The sequence below is a fragment of the Bradyrhizobium sp. WYCCWR15520 genome (genome assembly GCF_056174665.1).
Genome location: NZ_JBWBWM010000009.1, coordinates 50,563 through 69,351, shown reverse-complemented (window position 1 = coordinate 69,351; position 18,789 = coordinate 50,563). Strand labels below are relative to the sequence as shown.

At 63.5% G+C, this 18,789-nt stretch carries 16 protein-coding genes; 6 read left to right on the top strand and 10 right to left on the bottom strand.

What is annotated here, in order from left to right; all coding sequences use genetic code 11:
• Nucleotides 1–127: 127 nt before the first annotated feature.
• Nucleotides 128–556 carry a phosphoribosyl-AMP cyclohydrolase gene (gene hisI, locus AC0QUY_RS12155; protein ID WP_475387004.1) on the bottom strand — a complete coding sequence of 143 codons (429 nt, stop codon included), beginning with the start codon at nt 554–556 and terminating at the stop codon, nt 128–130.
• A 28-nt stretch (nt 557–584) separates the two neighbouring features.
• Nucleotides 585–1,307 (bottom strand): GTP cyclohydrolase I FolE, encoded by a 723-nt coding sequence (gene folE / locus AC0QUY_RS12150; RefSeq protein WP_475387003.1) that lies wholly within the window; start codon nt 1,305–1,307, stop codon nt 585–587.
• A gap of 232 nt (nt 1,308–1,539) precedes the next feature.
• On the opposite strand from folE, the gene AC0QUY_RS12145 reads away from it, so the two are divergent.
• Complete coding sequence (locus tag AC0QUY_RS12145; protein ID WP_161853861.1) at nt 1,540–1,989, top strand: iron-sulfur cluster assembly scaffold protein; 450 nt, start codon at nt 1,540–1,542, stop codon at nt 1,987–1,989.
• 100 nt (nt 1,990–2,089) lie between these two features.
• Here AC0QUY_RS12145 and AC0QUY_RS12140 read toward each other — a convergent pair whose 3' ends face one another.
• Entirely contained in the window at nt 2,090–3,019 is a 930-nt protein-coding gene (locus AC0QUY_RS12140) for a COG3904 family protein (RefSeq protein WP_161853860.1), read from the bottom strand.
• Between the two features lie 237 nt (nt 3,020–3,256).
• On the opposite strand from AC0QUY_RS12140, the gene yidD reads away from it, so the two are divergent.
• On the top strand, nt 3,257–3,610 hold the full coding sequence (gene yidD, locus AC0QUY_RS12135; protein WP_475387002.1) for a membrane protein insertion efficiency factor YidD: 354 nt from the start codon (nt 3,257–3,259) through the stop codon (nt 3,608–3,610).
• Nucleotides 3,611–3,621: 11 nt separating this feature from the next.
• Here the strand turns inward: yidD and AC0QUY_RS12130 are convergent, their stop codons facing one another.
• Nucleotides 3,622–4,869 (bottom strand): hypothetical protein, encoded by a 1,248-nt coding sequence (locus AC0QUY_RS12130; protein ID WP_475387001.1) that lies wholly within the window; start codon nt 4,867–4,869, stop codon nt 3,622–3,624.
• A complete protein-coding gene (locus AC0QUY_RS12125; protein ID WP_475387000.1) occupies nt 4,866–6,239 on the bottom strand; it encodes an APC family permease in 1,374 nt (457 codons plus the stop codon). Before AC0QUY_RS12125 ends, AC0QUY_RS12130 begins: the two co-directional genes overlap by 4 nt.
• Before the next feature lie 294 nt (nt 6,240–6,533).
• On the opposite strand from AC0QUY_RS12125, the gene AC0QUY_RS12120 reads away from it, so the two are divergent.
• The gene (locus AC0QUY_RS12120) at nt 6,534–7,844 is read left to right on the top strand and encodes an alpha/beta hydrolase (RefSeq protein ID WP_475386999.1); all 1,311 of its coding nucleotides are present in this window, start codon (nt 6,534–6,536) and stop codon (nt 7,842–7,844) included.
• Between the two features lie 45 nt (nt 7,845–7,889).
• Here the strand turns inward: AC0QUY_RS12120 and AC0QUY_RS12115 are convergent, their stop codons facing one another.
• Nucleotides 7,890–9,146: a hypothetical protein gene (locus AC0QUY_RS12115; RefSeq protein WP_475386998.1), complete on the bottom strand. Its 1,257-nt coding sequence runs from the start codon at nt 9,144–9,146 to the stop codon at nt 7,890–7,892.
• A 237-nt stretch (nt 9,147–9,383) separates the two neighbouring features.
• On the opposite strand from AC0QUY_RS12115, the gene thrS reads away from it, so the two are divergent.
• Together thrS and AC0QUY_RS12105 are read left to right on the top strand one after the other, a co-directional pair.
• Nucleotides 9,384–11,429, top strand: a complete 2,046-nt coding sequence (gene thrS, locus AC0QUY_RS12110) for a threonine--tRNA ligase (RefSeq protein ID WP_161853856.1) — start codon at nt 9,384–9,386, stop codon at nt 11,427–11,429.
• An 83-nt stretch (nt 11,430–11,512) separates the two neighbouring features.
• The gene (locus AC0QUY_RS12105) at nt 11,513–12,076 is read left to right on the top strand and encodes a nitroreductase family protein (protein WP_161853855.1); all 564 of its coding nucleotides are present in this window, start codon (nt 11,513–11,515) and stop codon (nt 12,074–12,076) included.
• A 115-nt stretch (nt 12,077–12,191) separates the two neighbouring features.
• On the opposite strand, the gene AC0QUY_RS12100 is transcribed toward AC0QUY_RS12105, so the two are convergent.
• Complete coding sequence (locus AC0QUY_RS12100; RefSeq protein ID WP_475386997.1) at nt 12,192–14,672, bottom strand: putative bifunctional diguanylate cyclase/phosphodiesterase; 2,481 nt, start codon at nt 14,670–14,672, stop codon at nt 12,192–12,194.
• A 165-nt stretch (nt 14,673–14,837) separates the two neighbouring features.
• Nucleotides 14,838–15,908 (bottom strand): hypothetical protein, encoded by a 1,071-nt coding sequence (locus AC0QUY_RS12095; protein ID WP_475387104.1) that lies wholly within the window; start codon nt 15,906–15,908, stop codon nt 14,838–14,840.
• Between the two features lie 236 nt (nt 15,909–16,144).
• On the opposite strand from AC0QUY_RS12095, the gene AC0QUY_RS12090 reads away from it, so the two are divergent.
• Nucleotides 16,145–17,230 (top strand): patatin-like phospholipase family protein, encoded by a 1,086-nt coding sequence (locus AC0QUY_RS12090; RefSeq protein WP_475386996.1) that lies wholly within the window; start codon nt 16,145–16,147, stop codon nt 17,228–17,230.
• 3 nt (nt 17,231–17,233) lie between these two features.
• Here the strand turns inward: AC0QUY_RS12090 and AC0QUY_RS12085 are convergent, their stop codons facing one another.
• Nucleotides 17,234–17,662, bottom strand: coding sequence for a CBS domain-containing protein (locus AC0QUY_RS12085; RefSeq protein ID WP_161853853.1), 429 nt, complete (start codon nt 17,660–17,662; stop codon nt 17,234–17,236).
• Between the two features lie 180 nt (nt 17,663–17,842).
• Nucleotides 17,843–18,640, bottom strand: a complete 798-nt coding sequence (locus AC0QUY_RS12080; RefSeq protein WP_202639056.1) for a rhomboid family intramembrane serine protease — start codon at nt 18,638–18,640, stop codon at nt 17,843–17,845.
• Between the last annotated feature and the right edge of the window lie 149 nt (nt 18,641–18,789).

Genomic DNA, 18,789 nt, shown 5'->3' with positions numbered 1-18,789 from the left:
CTCCTCGCGAAATCTCGCGCGGGCTCATAAGGCCCCGGCAATCAGGACCTCCGCGGTCGAGACTGCCGCAATCATGGTTAATGGCGGGTTAAGGGCGCTCGTGCCGGTCGTTCCGGGAATAACGAGGTCACTTGCGATAAACCTTGCCTGGATCGAACTGCCGGTCAGCATCGACGAACGACAGGCGCGTGCCGCCATCGGCTGTGTCGACCTTGCGGTAGAAGCATGAGTGCCGGCCGGTGTGGCATGCGGCGCCGGTCTGCTCGACACGGATCCAGACCGCGTCCTGATCGCAATCGGTGCGCATCTCGACCACGCGCTGGGTCTGACCCGACGTCTCACCTTTTCGCCACAACGCATTGCGCGAGCGGCTGAAGTACCAGGCATCGCCTGTCGCGATCGTCTTCCGCAGCGCCTCGTCGTTCATGTGCGCAACCATCAGCACGTCGCCGGTTGCAGCGTCGGTCGCCACGCAGGTCACTAGGCCCGACGCGTCGAATTTGGGCTGGAAGGCCAGCCCCTCTTCGCGCTCGTTGACAGTTGCTGATGTCGACACGGTATTCCTCGCGGAAATTTCGGCGAGGCTACCGGCTCGGTCCTCGCACCAGGGACAGGAAACGCTGCTGCTCCGCCGGATTGTCGCGGAACATGCCGGTGAAGCGGCTGGTGAATGTCATCGCGCCATGCTTGGCGACGCCACGCACCGACATGCAGGTATGCTCCGCCTCGATCAGCACGGCAACGCCGCGGGGCTTCAAGACCTCGTCGATCGCAGCCGCGATCTGGGCGGTCAGGTGCTCCTGGGTCTGCAGGCGGCGGGCGAAGATATCGGTCAGGCGCGCCAGCTTCGACAGGCCGACCACCCGCTCCACCGGCGTATAGGCGATATGCGCCCTGCCGTAGAACGGCATCATGTGATGCTCGCATTGCGAGGTGAATTCGATGTCGCGGACGAGAACAAAGTCGTCATAACCGGCGGTTTCACCGAAGGTGCGGTCCAGCACCTCGGCCGGGCACTGGTGGTAGCCCTGATAGAGTTCGTCGAAGGCTTCGACCACCCGGCGCGGCGTATCCAAAAGGCCCTCGCGGCCGGGATTCTCACCGATATAGCTCAGCAGCGTCTGCACGGCGTGTTCGGCCTCGGCGCGCGACGGGCGCGGCAGGTCGGCACGGACGGCGGCGGCCAGAAATTCGGCGGGATCGAGCTCGGCCGGACGGGCTTCCGGCGCCACATCGGGCGACTTCACCTCGGAAGGCTTGACGTCAGAAGGCTTGCCTGGGCGGAGGGATTTGATCAATGCGTCCATGTCTTCTCCGTTCGACCGGCCCGCAAAGACCGGAGTGTCACCGGGCAGACGGGGCGGTTTACCGCCGGACGCCTGAGTCCCATCCTCAAAACGCTGGCGACCGGACAGGTTTCCATGTCGGGCCGCCCTCGGCAAACGGCCGGGCTGTTTTTCCGCCGTTCCTGTTCATATATAGGACGGTGAAACCCAGCCGCCAAGGGCGCTCGCATAGCCGAGCCCGGGACCCGGATCTATGCTGAACGACATCTACAACAAGCGGATTATCGAGCTTGCGGGCAATATTCCGCGTCTCGGACGCCTCCCCGACCCCCACGCCAGCGCCACCGCCCATTCCAAACTGTGCGGATCGACCGTCAAGGTCGACCTCAAGATGGAAGGCCCCGTGGTCACCGACTTCGCCCATGACGTGAAGGCCTGCGCGCTGGGACAAGCCTCCTCCTCGATCATGGCGAGCCATGTGGTCGGCTCGACCGCTGACGAGTTACGTGAGTTGCGAGAAACCGTGCGCAAGATGTTGAAGGAAAACGGCGGTCCGCCGCAGGGCAAATGGGCCGACATCGCCCTGCTCGAGCCGGTGCGCGACTACAAGGCCCGCCACGCCTCGACCCTGCTGACCTTCGACGCCGTGGTCGATGCCATTGGCCAGATCGAAGCCAGGGCCAAGCAGCCGGCGCAGGCGTAAGGCTGGTCATTCCGGGATGGTCCGCAGGACCAGACCCGGAATCTCGAGATTCCGGGTTCGCGCTTTTGCGCGCCCCGGAATGACGGCTTCAATTTGAAACCTACTTCTGTTGCGGCTGGGCCGGTTGCGCTGGCGCGGTCGCATTGCCGCCGGTCGGAACCGCGGCTTCGGCGGTCTTGGTCGACTTGCCCTGCTGCGGCTGCGCGTCGCCTTCCATGGCGGAGCTGACGAAGCGATCCTGCGGCTTGGCTGGCTTTGCCTCGGCCATCGGCACGGATGAATTGTCCTGCGGGAACACGTCGGCGACCGCATCGGTCGTGACCAGATTGCTCAGGCGCAATTCGCTGCGCGACAATTCGTGCAGATCTTCCCAAGGCGGAACGCTGAGCGCGAGCGACAGCAAATCGCCGGTGCCACCCATTTCGAAGGTGTATTTGGTGAGCCGGCCAATGTCGCGCTGCACGATCATCAGGTCCTGCGCGCTATAGCTTGCAGCCTTGGCGTCGTCGGCGCGGTCACCCATCCAGATCTGGTGCACGCGGACATGCGCGACCGGCGGCACGTAACGCGTCTTGCCCGACAGCAACAGGAACACGCACATCGACTCGCAATAGGCTTCCGGCGCCACACTGGTGCGTTCGCCATTCGGGGTCTGCTTGCGCACGGTGGTGCCGACCGTGGTCAACATACCCAGACTGCGGAACTTGCGGCCGAGCACGATGGAATCGTTGACCGAGCCGCCGCTGGAATCCAGCACGATGGTCGCGCCGGCGAGTTGGCGATTTTTTGCAAATTCCTCGAACTCGCGCGGACTATCCGACGTGACAATGCCGACGGCCGAGACCCAACCTCTGCAATCGGGCTGGCAGGCATTCCATTTGAAATGCATCGGCTGCTTGCGTTCTTCGAGGACGCCGCCGGCATGCGCCGAGTTGCCCAGCGTCGTGATTGCGCCTGGCAATGCGAGACAGAAGGCGGTGGCGCCGAGAAGCGCCCAGCCGCGAAATTTTAGCGACCTTGCAAACCTCAATTTGGTTCCTTCCCCCAAGCCCCCATCAACGGGTGATGGTAATGGTCCCGTTTCGACACGAAATGATTCTGTCATCGATGCGTCGTCAAAACGGTAACTGTCCTGTCCTGTGTCGTCCATAATACCTTGGCTTGCTCCGGCATTTTGCGGTGCGATAGTTGCGAACTGTGGCGTAAATATCTGCACGTCTTAAGTTCCTTGCTTGGGAACTCCCGGAAAACTACGTACATAGCTCGAATGACGCCCGCAGATCAGTCATCGTCATCACACAACCGATGCACGTATTGTGCCAACGGAGTGTCCCGTTTGCCGCGCAACGCCGGGCGCGCGCTGATCTGGATTTACCGGCACACGCTGTCGCTGCTGGTCGGCTACAACTGCCGGCATCTGCCGACATGCTCCGTGTATGGCGACGAAGCGATCGAGCGTTTCGGTTTGTGGGGCGGCGGCTGGATGACGCTGGCGCGGATCCTGCGCTGCCAGCCCTGGGGAACGTCAGGCATTGACAACGTGCCGCTCACGGCACCGCCGGGTGCGCGATGGTATCTGCCATGGCGCTACGGACGCTGGCGCGGCGTCAACCCTTCGTGAGCGCCACGCGCTTAGCGCCAGAAGAAAAATCCGCCTCGCGGCTGCTGCGGCCAGAAATCCGCCGGCGGCCGCGGCGCTATATCCGCCGGCGGTCGCGGCCTTCGCGGGCGCGATGGTGGCGGCGGCGCCTCAGTCGACGCTGTGGCGTCAATGGCGGGCGATCCATCGTCCGGCAATCTCACCGACAGCAGCACATTCGTTTCTGCCGTGCGCCAGCGATAACCGATGCCGAAATCGATCGGCTGCGCGCGGCGGAAGAGTGCAGCATATGACTCCTGGTAGCGATCCGGGAATTCGTCGATCGGTCCGAGATAGCGGCCGAACGGAAACAAGCGCCATTTCTTCGTGCTGTAATAAGCCAGCGGAATTCCTGAATCGTCCTGGATGATGGTGGCGCTGTTGTTGAGCAGGAAGTTGCGCACGGTGGTGAAATTGCCGGAATGCGGAAGATATGACGCGCTTTTGATCAGGCTGTTGCCCGGCGCGAGTGTCTCGCAGAATTTCAGGAACCCGCTCGCCCGCACGCCGGAATTGGAAAGATCTGTTGAGAAGTAGTACAGCGTCTTCTCCTGCCCATCGCCTCCGGCGAAGATGATACGCACGCCGCGCACGGCATTCGGCCCGGGATTTTCGCCGGCGGTGTACGCCGCGCCCTTGTCGTCCAGCGAAATCGGAGTGACGCTTCTGACGGTCATGCCCGAGCGCGCCAGGAACACGTAGAGGATCGGCAAGGTGCCGCTGATCTGGCCCGCCTGCAGATCGGTCTTCATCTGCTTGGTGATGAAGAAGCTGAAGCTCAGGATTGAACCGAGCGAGCGCTCGACATTGTAGAGCGCCGACGCGATACCGCCGCGCGGCAATCGCGTCAGGTCCGGCACCGAGCCAACCGGCTCCAGCGCGCTCAGCACATAGGTCGACGCCTTCGAATAGAACGCGTTCGCATAGAGAAAGTCCGGGCCAGAGAACATGTAGAACATGGTCGGCCGCGGCGCCGCCAGGTTGGTGTCTGCCCAGGCGCGGATTTTCGACAATTGCCGCTGCTCGAGCTGCTCGAACGCACCGTCGAAGAACTTGGCGTGGCGCTGCCAGGCCGGATCCCTGGTGAGCGGCGCGAGCGGCGAGTCCGCCGACGGCATCATGCCCGCGAGAAATTTCGCGGTGTCGTCCACCGTTACGGTCTGGGCGTGGCCGGTAACGACGGTCGCCAGCAGCATGAAAGCCGCAAGCGTCACCATTCTCGGGGAATGCAGCACGTTCATTCGCGACCCGAAGAGACAGCTACAGGACCTGGATCCGCCCGCTTGCGGAAGACGGCATAGATCAGCAGGCCCGACGACATGATCAGGATACTCAGCATCGACCGCAGCGGCTGTTCAGCCAAAAGGTAGTACATCATGAAACCGGTCACGAGCAGAAAGACGAGAGGCGTTACGGGGTATCCCCAGGCGCGGTACGGCCGCGGCAAATCGGGGTGCGTGATGCGCAGCTTGATCACGCCGAGCACGGTGAAGAACGAGCAGAACAGCAGCGCGAACTGGATGAACTCTAATACCGCCTCGAAGCTGCGCGTGAACAGCATCAGGCTGGCGACCGTGAGCTGAAACAGGATGGCGTAGGCCGGCGCGCCGTTGCCGGAGCGGCGGGCAAACGGACGCAGCAACGGAAGATCCTCGCCCATCGTCATCATGACGCGCGGCCCGATCCACATCATCGCGCTGATCGAGGAGATTAGCCCGAAGCAGATCATCGCGCCGACGATGCGGCCGCCGAATTCGCCGAAAATGTAGCTGCCGGAGATGCGGGCGACGTCGATCTGGCCGGCGAGCTTGTCGATCGGCGCGGTATGCAGGAACACCGCGTTGAGCGCGACATACAGCACCAGCACGATCAATGTTCCGATCAGCATCGCCCGCGGCACGTTGCGCTCCGGAAAGCGCACCTCGCCGATGATGTAGGTTGCCGCGTTCCAGCCCGAGAACGAATACATCACGAAGACGAGGCTGATCGCGAACGGCGCGCTGACGATGTGGGTGAAATCGGAAGCTGATGGCGTGAACGACATAGGCTGCGCTGTGCCGATCACGAAACCGCAGGCCAGGAAGGCCAGGATCAGCACGACCTTCAGAATGGTCGCGACCAGTTGGAAGGTCGAGGAGTGCCGTACCCCGGTAAGCTGCACCAGCGACACCAGCCAGACCACGCCGACCGCGAGCACCAGCGGCGGCGCATCAGGCAGCACGGACTTGCCGTACTCGCCGAAGGCCATGGCGGCCAGCGCGACAGGCGCGGCGAATCCGACCGTCGCCGAAACCCAGCCCGCCACAAAACCAAAGGCCGGGTGATAGGCCCGGCCGAGGAAGTTGTACTCGCCGCTCGAGCGCGGAAACATCGCGCCGAGTTCGCCGTATGAAAACACGCCGCACAGCGCGACGATGCCACCGACCGTCCACAGCAGCAGGATCGAAAAGCCTGACGGGATGTCCTTGACCTGAAAGCCGAGGCTGGTGAAGACGCCGACGCCGACCATGTCGGCAACGACGATGGCAACCGCCACCAGGACCGAAACGGTGGAGCCGCCACTGGTGAGCGAGCCTGGCCAAGCCGGGCTTCCCGCTTCTGATGCCGCCATCTCGGACCCCACCTTCAAGCGCCCGCAGCCGAGAGCTGCATCGTGCAGGCTGACGCCCCTCAATTCAAGCAATGTTAACAAGGGTTTAAATTGAGACCCAAAATAGGTTCAATGGTACCGCGACCTGGCCCCGTGCCACTACTGGATTGCGAAAACATCGTGACCGTCCCACAATCGCGACACGATTGGGTGGTCTCCTCAAGCGTCCGGATGTGGGGAGTTTTTCCGGACGCTTAACGTCGCCGCGTGCAAGCTTAACCCCGGTTGACGGTGGATCTTGGGACATTGGGGTGGATGGTCGGAGCTAATCCGAAATTCCAGACAATTGGTCGCGCCATGCGGTCGGCGTTGTCGGCCGGGCCGCGGCGCGTCCTGCAGCTGCGATGGCACTGGGTCGCCCTGGCTGCGCTGATCGTGCCGCTATCCTTTGTGCTCGTTCAGTGCGGCAAGGCGCCCAACGCCGGCCTTCTGGCCGCGAACACGGACGGCGCCAAATCCCGCGCCGCCAAGTCGCAGGCTTCGGCCGATACTTTCGAGGACCGCTTCCTCCAGCCGCAATTCGCCGATCGTTTCCCGACCGACGTCGAAAGCCTGCCGCGGATCCAGCGCCAGGTTGCGCTTACACCGCAACCGGAGCCGCGCGCGGTAAGGACCGAATCCGTAAGGGTCGCCTCGCTGACGCCGACGATGACGTTGCCCCGCACCGGGCGTGAAGAGCCGACCACGCTGGTCAGCATGAAGTCGTCCGCCTTCCCTTATTTCGGCACCAATCCACGTTCGGACGAGCCGTTCCTGAACATCACCAAGGGCGACCGCAAGGGCCACCGCAGCTATGGCGGCCGGGTCTATTGGCAGGACGAAACCTACAACGACAGCCGCGTGCTGGTGCATGTCCCCGAGACGTTCAACGTCAAAAAGCCCGGCGTGATCGTGGTGTTCTTCCACGGCAACGGCGCGACGCTCGAGCGCGACGTCCGCGACCGGCAATTGGTGCCGCAGCAGATCACCGATTCCGGCGTCAACGCCGTGCTGCTTGCACCGCAAATGGCGGTCAACGCCGCCGATTCCTCGGCCGGCAAGTTCTGGCAGCCCGGCGGCTTGAAGCGCTTCATCGATGAATCGGCCGGCCATCTCGCCCGTCTCTACGGCGATCCAAAGTCGGCGCAGGCGTTTGCGAACATGCCGATCGTGATCGTCGGCTATAGCGGCGGCTTCCTGCCGACCGCCTGGAGCCTGGAGGTCGGCGGCCTTCCCAATCGCGTCCGCGGCGTATTCCTGCTCGACGCCGTCTATGGTGAACTCGACAAGTTCGCGTCCTGGATCGAGAAGAACCGGACCGGCTTCTTCGTCTCTTCGTACACCCGCTACACCAAGCGGCACGACCTGGAGCTGATGCAGATGCTCCGCGACAAGGGCATCACCGTCACCGAGAGCATGGACGGGCCGCTGCGGCCCGGCAGCGTCGTGTTCGTGCAGACGCCTGACGGCGTCACCCATCGCGATTACGTGACGCAGGCCTGGACCGAGCATCCGATCAAGGACGTGCTGGTCAAGATGGCGGCAACGCCGGCTTTGACCCAGATCGCCAGCTACGCAAACCGCTAGCCGGCTTCGTCACCCGCGGCGAGCGCACCGAATCGAATCTCGTGGTCACTTCGCCGGATTTGCCGCGGCTGCGGGATCAGCGTTGAGATTGGTCGATGCCGCCGCAGGCCGCGGGTTGTTGGCGGGGCACGACGCCAAGAGCCGCGTCCACGCCGCTCCGAGGCCAAGCGTGTCGATGTCGAATGTCGACAGGTCGGTCTTGCCTTCCGCCGCTGGCATGCGTTCGCCCATCTGCAGGCGGGGAGCGGCCAGCATTGCCTCCATGGCCTCGGGCGCGACGATGTCGCTCCAGATTTCGAACTTGCCGACACGCGCGGGGTACCTGCCAAAGGCCACGGATTTTTCCGGACCCGCCATCAACATCACCGTCTTGTTGACGTCCTTGTTGCTGCCGGCGTCCTGGTCGGCTTCCCGGACGAACATCAGCCTGGCGCGAGTCTTGGCCTCGCAGAACAGCCGCCACTCCATCGAACGGAACGATGTGCCGTCGCCCTGCCTGGCCGACGCGAGCTTGCGAACGTAGGGGCGCGCCGCGGTTTCGAATGTCCAGGGCGTTTCGAGCAGAGAACGCTTGTCGATACCGAAGCGATAGAGCTCAGCCCGTGTCAGGACGTGCAGGCTCTCGAACTTTACCGTCTTGATGAGATCGTCCAGCTCACGGCTGACGCCCATCGAGGTGACGAACGCGGCGCGCTCGCGATCGGCACTGGCCATGCGGCGCTGCTTGTATTCGGCGATCACCTGTGCCGGGATCGACCCGTGAACGACCAGCGTCAGCCTGGAGTTATGAACGGCCATGACGGCATCGGGTGCAACCTCGCGGGTCGTGGCGCCGAGAAGCAGGTAGCCGCAGGCCGAATTGCACATGGCGTTGCGGGTCGTCAGTTCGGCTTCAACCTCACCGCCGGCCGTCTTGATCTTGAGGCAGGCAGCGTCCACCTGGGTTCCGCGGGTGCAGGCGGTTGCGATGGTGCGCCCGATCCGGGCAACGGCCTTCCTGCCGCGCAGCATCCGGGCGATGACATAGGACGGCCTGACCGAACCACCCGGCGAATGGAAATAGATCGGGCGCGTGGTGTCCTTGGCATCACGCAGGAAGCGGCTGACACGCGCCGCCGCTCCCTCATCGACCTGGCCCTCGATCGCGATCCAGCGGTCGCAACCCGGACCGCAGGAATTGGCCGGCCCCTTGGCGTTGTAGATGATCAGCCTCGGCGCAAAGCCGGCTTTTTCGGCCGGCGTTTCGGCACGCAATTCGCCGCTGACCAGCAGCAGGGCTGCGAGAACGAGAAAACGAAACATCGTCAGACCGGCACAATCGGGCGAATGGGCGAGCAGCGGCGCAATACGCAAGGCTAGACAATGCGCGTCAGTCCGGCAATCCCTGGTGGCGGACGATCGGCCCTTGCCGTTCTTTGTGATCACGATATGGCGTGATTTTCTCGATATTGCCCGATTGCAGGAGCCGAATCCCCTGCTATACCGCTGCTTTCCCGCTTACCTGCGCTCGTTCGCAGGAGTGAGCTCTAGGAGATGCCAATGCCTGACCAGAATACGCCCGCATCGGGATTCCAGTTCGGCCTCGCCAATTTGAAACCGGCCGAACCCGTGCAAAAGATCACCCTCACCTTCCCCGACGGCGCCAAGCGTGAATTCGCCAAGGACATCACCGGCCTCGACATTGCCAGGGGCATCTCGCCCTCGCTGGCCAAGCGCACGGTGGCGATGGCGCTCGACGGCGTGGTCGCCGATCTCAACGATCCGATTTCGGACGACGCCAGGATCGAGCTGATCAACCGCGAAGACCCCCGCGCGCTGGAACTGATCCGGCATGACTGCGCCCATGTGCTGGCGGAGGCGGTGCAGTCGCTGTGGCCGGGCACGCAGGTTACCATCGGCCCGGTGATCGAGAACGGCTTCTATTACGACTTCTTCCGCAACGAGCCATTCACACCGGAAGACTTTGCCGCGATCGAAAAGCGGATGCGCGAGATCATCGCGCGCGACAAGCCTTTCACCAAAGAGGTCTGGGACCGCGAAAAAACAAAACAGGTGTTCCGCGACAAGGGCGAGGCGTTCAAGGTTGAACTGGTCGACGCCATTCCGGGCGACGAGCCGATCAAGATCTATTTCCAGGGCGACTGGTTCGATCTGTGCCGCGGCCCGCACATGAGTTCGACCGGCAAGATCGGCAACGCCTTCAAGCTGATGAAGGTGGCGGGTGCCTACTGGCGCGGGGACGCCAACAATCCGATGCTGACCCGCATCTACGGCACGGCGTTCGCCAGGCAGGAAGAGCTCGACGCCTACCTCAAACAGATCGAGGAAGCCGAGAAGCGCGACCACCGCAAGCTCGGCCGTGAGCTCGACCTATTCCACTTCCAGGAAGAAGGCCCGGGCGTCGTGTTCTGGCACCCGAAGGGCTGGACCATCTTCCAGGCGCTGATCGCGTATATGCGCCGCCGCCTGACCGGCGACTACGACGAGGTCAATGCGCCGCAGATCCTCGACAAGGTGTTGTGGGAGACCTCCGGTCACTGGGACTGGTACCGCGAGAACATGTTCGCGGCGCAGTCGGCCGGCGACGAGGCCGAGGACAAGCGCTGGTTTGCGCTCAAGCCGATGAACTGCCCCGGCCATGTGCAGATCTTCAAGCACGGCCTGAAGAGCTATCGCGACCTGCCCTTGCGCCTTGCCGAGTTCGGCGTGGTGCATCGCTACGAGGCATCAGGCGCCATGCACGGCCTGATGCGCGTGCGCGGCTTCACCCAGGACGATGCGCATGTGTTCTGCACCGAAGCGCAGCTTGCGGAGGAGTGCCTCAAGATCAATGAACTGATCCTGTCGACCTACGCCGATTTCGGCTTCGACGGCGAACTCACGGTCAAGCTCTCGACCCGGCCGGAGAAGCGCGTCGGTACCGACGAGATGTGGGACCATGCCGAGCGCGTCATGGCGACGGTGCTGGCGGAAATTCAGGCCAGCGGCAACAACCGCATCAAGACCGAGATCAACCCGGGCGAAGGCGCGTTCTACGGGCCGAAGTTCGAATATGTGCTGCGCGACGCCATCGGCCGCGACTGGCAATGCGGCACCACGCAGGTCGACTTCAACCTCCCGGAACGTTTTGGCGCGTTCTACATCGACGCCGACGGTTCGAAGAAGGCGCCGGTGATGGTGCATCGCGCGATCTGCGGCTCGATGGAGCGCTTCATCGGCATTCTGATCGAGCATTTCGCCGGCAATTTCCCGCTCTGGCTGGCGCCGACGCAGGTGGTGGTGACGACCATCACCTCCGAAGGCGACGAATACGCCAAGGTGGTCGCCGCCGCCGCGCGGCGGGCGGGCCTGCGCGTCGAGATCGACCTGCGTAACGAGAAGATCAACTACAAGGTCCGCGAGCATTCGCTGGCAAAAATCCCGGCCCTGCTCGTCGTCGGCAAGAAGGAAGCCGAGACCCATTCGGTCTCGATCCGCCGGCTCGGCAGCGACGGGCAGAAGGTGATGCCGACCGACGAGGCGCTGGCCGCCCTCGTCGAAGAGGCAACGCCGCCAGACGTGAAGCGGGCGCGAGCGGCAGCCTGATCATAATCGGTCTAAATCGGCTTCCGCTGGACCGGCTGCGCCACTATCTCTAGCACAGCCATTCCCGACGAGAGAAAAACTTCGTGCCTGACGCCCTTGAACTCCTGAAGATCCGCCGATCGGTGAAGCCCCGCGAAATGAGCGGGCCTGGCCCGACGGCCAGCGAACTCGACACCATCCTGACCATCGGTGCCCGGGTGCCCGATCATGGCAAGCTGACGCCGTGGCGCTTCATCGTATTCGAAGGCGACGGACGCCTCCGCGCTGGCGAGGTCATCGCGCGAGTGTTCGCGAAAAAGAATCCGGCAGCGCCGACCGCCGATATCGAGATCGAAAAGCGCCGGCTGATGGATGCACCGCTGGTGATCGGTGTGGTCAGTTTCACCAGACCGCACCCAAAAGTACCGCCCCTGGAGCAGGAACTGTCGGCCGGCGCGAGCGCGATGAACATCGTCAACGCGGCCACCGCGCTAGGCTACGGTGCCTGCTGGCTCACCGGCTGGTTCGCGTTCGACCGCGACGTGCTCGACGGGCTAGGATTGAAGGCGGATGAAAAACTCGCCGGCTTCATCCATATCGGAACACCGTCGAAACCAACCGAAGACCGCCCGCGCCCGACGCTGTCGGATATCGTGACGCGGTTCTAAATTCGCCGCGGCCGTCATTGCCGGGCTTGACCCGGCAATCCATTAATCTCGAGAAGACTCTTGCGAAGAGGATGGATGCCCGGATCAAGTCAGGGCATGACGAGTTGCCATTGCCTCAGGCGGCCTTCGAGCCTCGCTTGTCGAACCCGGATAGCAACGCTGCCAGTTCGGATGCTGGTCTTGCCGCGCTGAATAGAAAACCCTGCACTTCGTTACTGCCTTCGGCGCGCAGCCAGTCGAGCTGGTCCGTGGTCTCGACGCCTTCGGCCGTCGTCGTGATGTTCAGGCTGCGTCCGAGACCGGAGATGGCTCGCACGATCGCGACGCAATCGGTACGCGCGACGAGGTCTTTCACGAACGAGCGGTCGATCTTGATCTTGTCGAATGGAAAGCTGCGGAGATAACTCAGGCTCGAATAGCCGGTGCCGAAGTCGTCCATGGATATGCTGACGCCAAGTTCGCGAAGCTGATGCAGGATCGCCAGATTGGCCTCGGTCTCGGCCAGGAAGACCGATTCGGTGATTTCGAGTTCGAGCCGGCGCGGCGACAGACCGGAATGCGCCAGCGCGGAAATCACCGCCTGTACCAGGTTGCGGCTGCGGAACTGAACGGGCGACAGGTTGACGGCGACCTTGATGTCTTCCGGCCAGTTCACCGCCTCGGAACAGGCCTCGCGCAGCACCCACTCGCCGAGCCCCACGATCAATCCGATGTCCTCTGCGACCGGAATGAAATCGGCTGGAGAGATCATGCCCTCTTCCGGACTGCGCCAGCGCAATAGCGATTCGAACCCGCTGATCCGGTTGGCCGCAATATCCACGAGCGGTTGATAGTGCAGTTCGAATTCGCCCTTGGCGAAGGCCCGGCGCAGATCTCGCTCCATATCGCGGCGCTTCTGCGCCTGGCGGTCCATCTCGGGCTCGAAGAAACGATGAACGCCACCGCCATCGGATTTCGCGCGGTAGAGCGCCATGTCGGCGTTGCGCATCAATTCCTCGCAGGTCGCGCCATCGCCGGGCGACAGCGCAATACCGACGCTGGCGCCGACAATGACCTCGGTGCCGTCGAGGTCATAGCGCGCACTCAGCACGCCGATCAGGCGGTCGGCGAAGTCGCTCACCTCGTTCGGCGACACATCGGAGGCCAGCACGATGGCGAATTCGTCGCCGCCGAGCCGGGCGACGAGATTGTCGCCGCGAACCTCGGACTTCAACCGCTCGGCCACCTGCTTCAGCAGTCGGTCGCCCATCGGATGACCGAATGAATCGTTGACGTTCTTGAACAGGTCGAGATCGACGCAGAGTACTGCGACGCGCCTGTTGCCGGACGCACGCTCCAGCGCCTGGCGAAGGCGGTCCTGATAGAAGTCGCGGTTCGGCAGGTCGGTCAGGCCGTCATGATGGGCCATGTGCACAATCCGCGCTTCCGCTTTGCGGCGCTCGGTAATGTCGACGATGGCAACCAGATAGCCGTCGCGCCCATCGAAGGCGACACGCCGTCCGAATGTCAGCACATGGATTTCGCTGCCATCGGCCTTGAGATGCCGCCAGTCGCGGCTCGAATTATAGACGTCGCCGAGCTGCTGCAGCGCCTGGCTGTGGCTTGCCCATTCGTCCGCTGGCCAGATCTGGCGAAGTTGCATCTGCAGGAACGTTTCGCGAGCGTAGCCGTAATGCTGCACGGCCGCGTCGTTCACGCTGAGGAATTGGGTCGTCTCGGCATCGAACACCCACATCGGCATTGGATTGTTGTCGAACAGCAGGCGGAACGAAACTTCGCTCCGCTTCAGCGCCGTGACGTCGGAAACCGTCAGCGACAGCATGTCGCCGAACGCGGTCACACCCAGTCGCAGGCAGCGGTCCTCGCTGTCGATTTCGATCTGGCCACCATTGCCGCTGCTGATGGTTTCGCGCAGACGCCGAACTATCTCCGGGGCGCACAGCAGGTTTCCGCCCGCGGCGAGCCGGTGCCACAACAATTCCGTCGACGGTTGCCGCAGCAGCCGCGCCGCACCCTGATTGAGATGAACGATCTGAAAATCGGACGGATTGCCATTCGCATCGCGAATCGCGGCCAGCGACAATACGCCCTCGTCGGTCGCCGAGAAGATCGTATCCAGCAGATTGAATTGTGCGTCGCGCTCGTTGACATAGGCGCCGACCAAGGTGGCGCCCCAACGCGAAGACGTCGGCAGTGCCAGCACGTCATAAGTTCGAACCAGCCCGTCGCGCACGCAATGCGCCGCTGCAAGATACGGACGGCCGTTCTGCAGCGCGTGAGATGCGGCTTCGCCGAGCGCAGTCGCGCAATCCGGCGGCAGCGCGCTCAAGGGAATGTCCCAGCGATCATCATTGAGCCATTGCTGGACATAGCGGCCGCTGTGCGAGACGGCGAGCGTGTCGTCGTCGTCGCGAAGCAACACCACATGGTCCGCAAGCCGGCCAAGGCTACCGAGCATGACGTCTTCGTAGCGTGGCAAATTCTCGCCCGGGCGCAACGCGGCCTGCCATTTGCGCTGCAAAACCGCGACGTCGGCAAACATTTCGGTATTGAATTTCTCTGATGATCTTTTCGATGATCTGTTGGCCGCAACCATGCCCTGCCCCGCTACGCGCACTCAATCCCCGGGCATCCAATGCAGCCGGGTTTAAGGCTGTGTAAAAAATGCGGCAGCGGTACGCCGATATGGCGATTATGACAGTTTTAAGCTGTGCGATGGTTAGTGCACATTAGAGACTATGACAGTCCGACGCGCAGACGGTCAGCGCGCGATGACCTCGACCTCGCCGTCGACGCCGTTGACGACGTTGAAGGGACGCTCGAACACCTTGCCTTCGTTCTTGGCAATCGCCCGGTACTCGCCTTCGGACAGTACCACGCGCGGAAATGCGCCGATCGATTCCTTGATGACGTCGCCGCCCGGCGTGATGACCGACCATGCGGTGTTGGCGAGCGCCTCGCCGCCCCGGTCGCTGACGAGCTTTAGCGTAATCACCGCCGCGCGGTGGCTGACGGTGACGTCGGTCAGCTTGCCGGCCTGGACCCGAATGTCGGAGCGCACGACCGAGTTGGCGTCGCCATAGTTGGAGATGATGTAGTAGGTCCCCTCGGGCAGCAGCGCGACGTCGGTGGCGGGAACGCTCGGCAGCAGCGGGCTGCGCTCGGCGCCGCCCTCGAACTGGCTGCCCTTGTACAGCGCGAACGAAATCTGGTTCGGCGGAATTTTGCTGCTGCCGACGCGGCCTTCGATGCGCAAGCCCCCGGCCGGCAGCACGAAGGCGACGCGGTCGGTCTCCGCCTTCAGGCTCACCGCCCGCACCGCGCTGACGAGGCCAAGCGCGACGTGAACGACGTAGTTGCCGGGCGGCAGCACGATGTTCGGGGTCGCGCCGCGCTCCTCGCGAATCAGCTTGAAAGTGCCGGTATCGTCGGGCTTGTCGGCGAACACCCGCCACACCAGCCCCCCATTAATCACCGGGAGGTCCTTGCCGTAGCGCGCCGTCAGTGACAGTACCCCCTGAGTTGGAGCTGCGGCCGCCGGCGGCGGCGCCGGCGGGACCGTGGCGATCGAGGGGGGCACAATGGTTGGCTGGTTCAGCGGCGGCGGAACGGTCGGAATCGTGCCGGTCCCCGAAGGCGGCGCCAGATTCATGGCCGGACCGGTCTGGACATCAGGAACCGCAGCCGGCGGCACCGGTGGCGGGCGATCCGAAAACATTTGGGCCGAGGCCGGGACCGAAAGCGCTGCGACGAGCGCCAATGCAAGCACCAGCGCCGGGAAAGGCCGTCCGCCCTGCCCGTTTCCAGCAATGCCATTGCCGCCCGAAATCATGGCCATGCTTTTCACCGAAAACGCGGCAAATTCAAGCCTTGGTGGCGAAAGTCCGGCCGACGGCCATGGCGGAACCCGTGCGGGCAACCTCATGCCGCTGCTGCGGTCGTGGTCCAGTCACATTCCCTGCCTAGGCCGATTTTCACCGGGGCGTAAACCATGCATCCGGATCAGGATAGTCTATTCTGGCGCGGCCGCGCCGCGCCGAATATCGTTGCTGCCGCAGGAGAGTTTGCGTGTTGGATAGCTGGATGGGGCGCGGCCAAAAGAGCTCCGATGCCCAAGATAAGGCCCAAGGTAAGGCCCATGACAAGGTAGGGCTCGGCAGTATCCGCCGGCCGGTGATCGGACTGGCGCTGGGCGGCGGTGCCGCGCGCGGCTTTGCCCATATCGGCATCGTGCGGACGCTGGTGGCCCACGGAATCATTCCCAATGTCGTGGTCGGAACATCGATCGGCGCCGTGGTCGGCGGCGCCTATGCTGCCGGACATCTCGACACGCTGGAAGAATGGGCCCGCAGCCTGCAGCCGCGGACCGTTCTCTCGTATCTCGACATCCGCCTGAACGGCTCCGGCCTGATCGGCGGCGCCAAGCTCGCGGCCCAACTGGAGACCGCGCTGGGCCAAAGCCTGATCGAGGATCTGCCGGGGAAATTTGCCACGGTAGCGACCGAGGTGCGCACCGGCCACGAGATCTGGCTGACCCATGGCCCGATGGTGGATGCGATGCGCGCGTCCTACGCGCTGCCCGGCATATTCTCGCCGGTCCTGGTCGGCGACCGCTGGCTGGTCGACGGCGCCCTGGTCAATCCGGTGCCGGTGTCGGCGGCGCGCGCGCTCGGCGCCGAAATCGTCATTGCCGCCAATCTTTCCAGCGACGTCTTTGCGCACTCCACGACGATCTATTCCCACGGCCCGACACCCGGCGTCTCGGTCTCAGTGATGCCGGAAGCGTTGCCCGAACCCGAGCCGCGGAAACGCGGTATCGGAAAATTCTTCTCTGCGGAGCGCACGATGAAGCGTGAGTTCTTCGGCGGCGGCGGACGGCCCGGCATCTCCTCGGTAATGGTCGATGCCTTCAACATCATGCAGGACCGCATCACCCGCGCACGGCTTGCCGGCGATCCGCCGGATCTCCTGATCTCGCCCCGCGTTGGCAAGATCGGCTGGTTCGATTTTCATCGCGCCGACGATCTGATCGCCCATGGCGCGCGCGCCGCCGAGCGCGCCATCGATTCGATCCAGGAAGCGATCCACATTCTGGTGCCGCCGACGGCGGCGAGCGAAGCCGCGGCGGCGGTGGAAAAGGCGGAGAAGGAATAGCGATCAGGCCGTCTTGATGTAGTCGCGCAACGCTTCCTGCTCGGCCTCGTATTCCTGGACGCGGCGCTTGACGATGTCGCCGATCGAAATCAGACCCACCACCTTGCCGTCCTCGACCACGGGCAAATGGCGGAACTTGCCGATCGTCATCATTTCCATAATGCCGGCGACAGTGTCGGACTCCCGGCAACTGACGACCTTGCGCGTCATGACCGCGCTCACGGGCTCCTCACATACCCGGGCTCCTCGCTCCCCCAGCACGCGGACAATGTCGCGCTCGGAAAGGATGCCCTCGAGACGTCCCTGGTTCATCACCAGCACCGCGCCGATCTTTTTCTCGCCCAGCAGCTTGACCGCAGCCGAAAGCTTGGCGTCGGGCTCAACGCTCAGGACCTGATGTCCTTTGGTATCGAGAATTGCACGTACCGTCATTGTCGCCTCCTGAATCGGTTCGCGCCCGCAAGGGCCCGACTTGTTCGCGAGTCTTCAATCAACAGTTCCGCGCCGGTTTCGTTTCGGGGGCGCGGTAAGCAAGCAAAGTGGTGATGCGCGTGCCTCGGCTTGCAGTTCGTGACGATGATGGATGAAATCGCCCTGACCCGCAAGCGGCGATCAGACGCGGCCGGCTTCGTCCGGCGATGAAGAATCCGCAGCATGCGGCGTCGCACGCGGCACCGGATCGAACAGCGAGAACAACATCAGGCCGGCGAGAAATCCGCCGATATGTGCCTGCCAGGCGACACTGGCGCCTTCGGACCCGATCGAAATCGAGCCGAGGCCGAAGATGATGTTGACGCCGAACCACACCGCCAGAAATCCGAGCACGCGCCCGTTGCGCAGCGCCCGGGAAAGCGACAGCGCCGGAACCTTCGCCGCGGCATCCGCATCGCCCCGATGGAACGAAAGAAAGCTCCCCTTCACGAACGCGAAGCGGATGGCGGCGGCCATGGCGCCGGATACCGAGGCAGAGGCGCCGATCATCGGCGCGATCGCGTGCTCATGGGTGAGGAGATGTGCCAGCGCGCCCGCCGCCGCCGTCACCGCCATGAATACGAAGAACCTGACCGGACCGAACCGGCGCGCCAGCGCGCTGCCGAACGGCAGCAGCCACAGTATGTTGAAACCGATATGGCTGAGATTGGCATGCAGCAGCGAATAGGTGACGAAGGTCCAGACCTTGGCCCCGGCTCCGCCGGGAAAGGTAATCTTGAGCAGCGTGGAATCGTAGCGCTTCGGAATGAAACCGAAGACGTCGATGGTCCAGTTCTCCAGCTCCACCGGCAGCAGCACCCGCAAGTGAATCGCCGCGATCAGCGCGATATAAGCCGTCAGCGCGCCGGGCAGCGTCAGGATCGGTTCACGCGGGGCGTCCGGCGGCTCGACCGGGGATGAGTACGACTGGGATTCCAAGGGATCCAGGACCTTAGCTGGTGCTTCGCGGCATATTGGCCCAGATAGGCGGCTTTGCCTGCCCTGTGCAAGTGCACAATCACACCTATCCGTGTCCCGGACGCGGCGCAGCGCCACTCGGCGGTGCGACGCAGAACGGGGACCCACGG

Coding starts and splice junctions, on each gene's coding strand:
- AC0QUY_RS12115 (WP_475386998.1), bottom strand. CDS start 9,146: ATGTTTCGTTTTCTCGTTCTCGCAGCCCTGCTGCTGGTCAGCGGCGAA.
- folE (WP_475387003.1), bottom strand. CDS start 1,307: ATGGACGCATTGATCAAATCCCTCCGCCCAGGCAAGCCTTCTGACGTC.
- AC0QUY_RS12120 (WP_475386999.1), top strand. CDS start 6,534: ATGGTCGGAGCTAATCCGAAATTCCAGACAATTGGTCGCGCCATGCGG.
- AC0QUY_RS12095 (WP_475387104.1), bottom strand. CDS start 15,908: ATGATTTCGGGCGGCAATGGCATTGCTGGAAACGGGCAGGGCGGACGG.
- AC0QUY_RS12125 (WP_475387000.1), bottom strand. CDS start 6,239: ATGGCGGCATCAGAAGCGGGAAGCCCGGCTTGGCCAGGCTCGCTCACC.
- thrS (WP_161853856.1), top strand. CDS start 9,384: ATGCCTGACCAGAATACGCCCGCATCGGGATTCCAGTTCGGCCTCGCC.
- AC0QUY_RS12130 (WP_475387001.1), bottom strand. CDS start 4,869: ATGAACGTGCTGCATTCCCCGAGAATGGTGACGCTTGCGGCTTTCATG.
- AC0QUY_RS12100 (WP_475386997.1), bottom strand. CDS start 14,672: ATGGTTGCGGCCAACAGATCATCGAAAAGATCATCAGAGAAATTCAAT.
- AC0QUY_RS12145 (WP_161853861.1), top strand. CDS start 1,540: ATGCTGAACGACATCTACAACAAGCGGATTATCGAGCTTGCGGGCAAT.
- AC0QUY_RS12085 (WP_161853853.1), bottom strand. CDS start 17,662: ATGACGGTACGTGCAATTCTCGATACCAAAGGACATCAGGTCCTGAGC.
- yidD (WP_475387002.1), top strand. CDS start 3,257: ATGACGCCCGCAGATCAGTCATCGTCATCACACAACCGATGCACGTAT.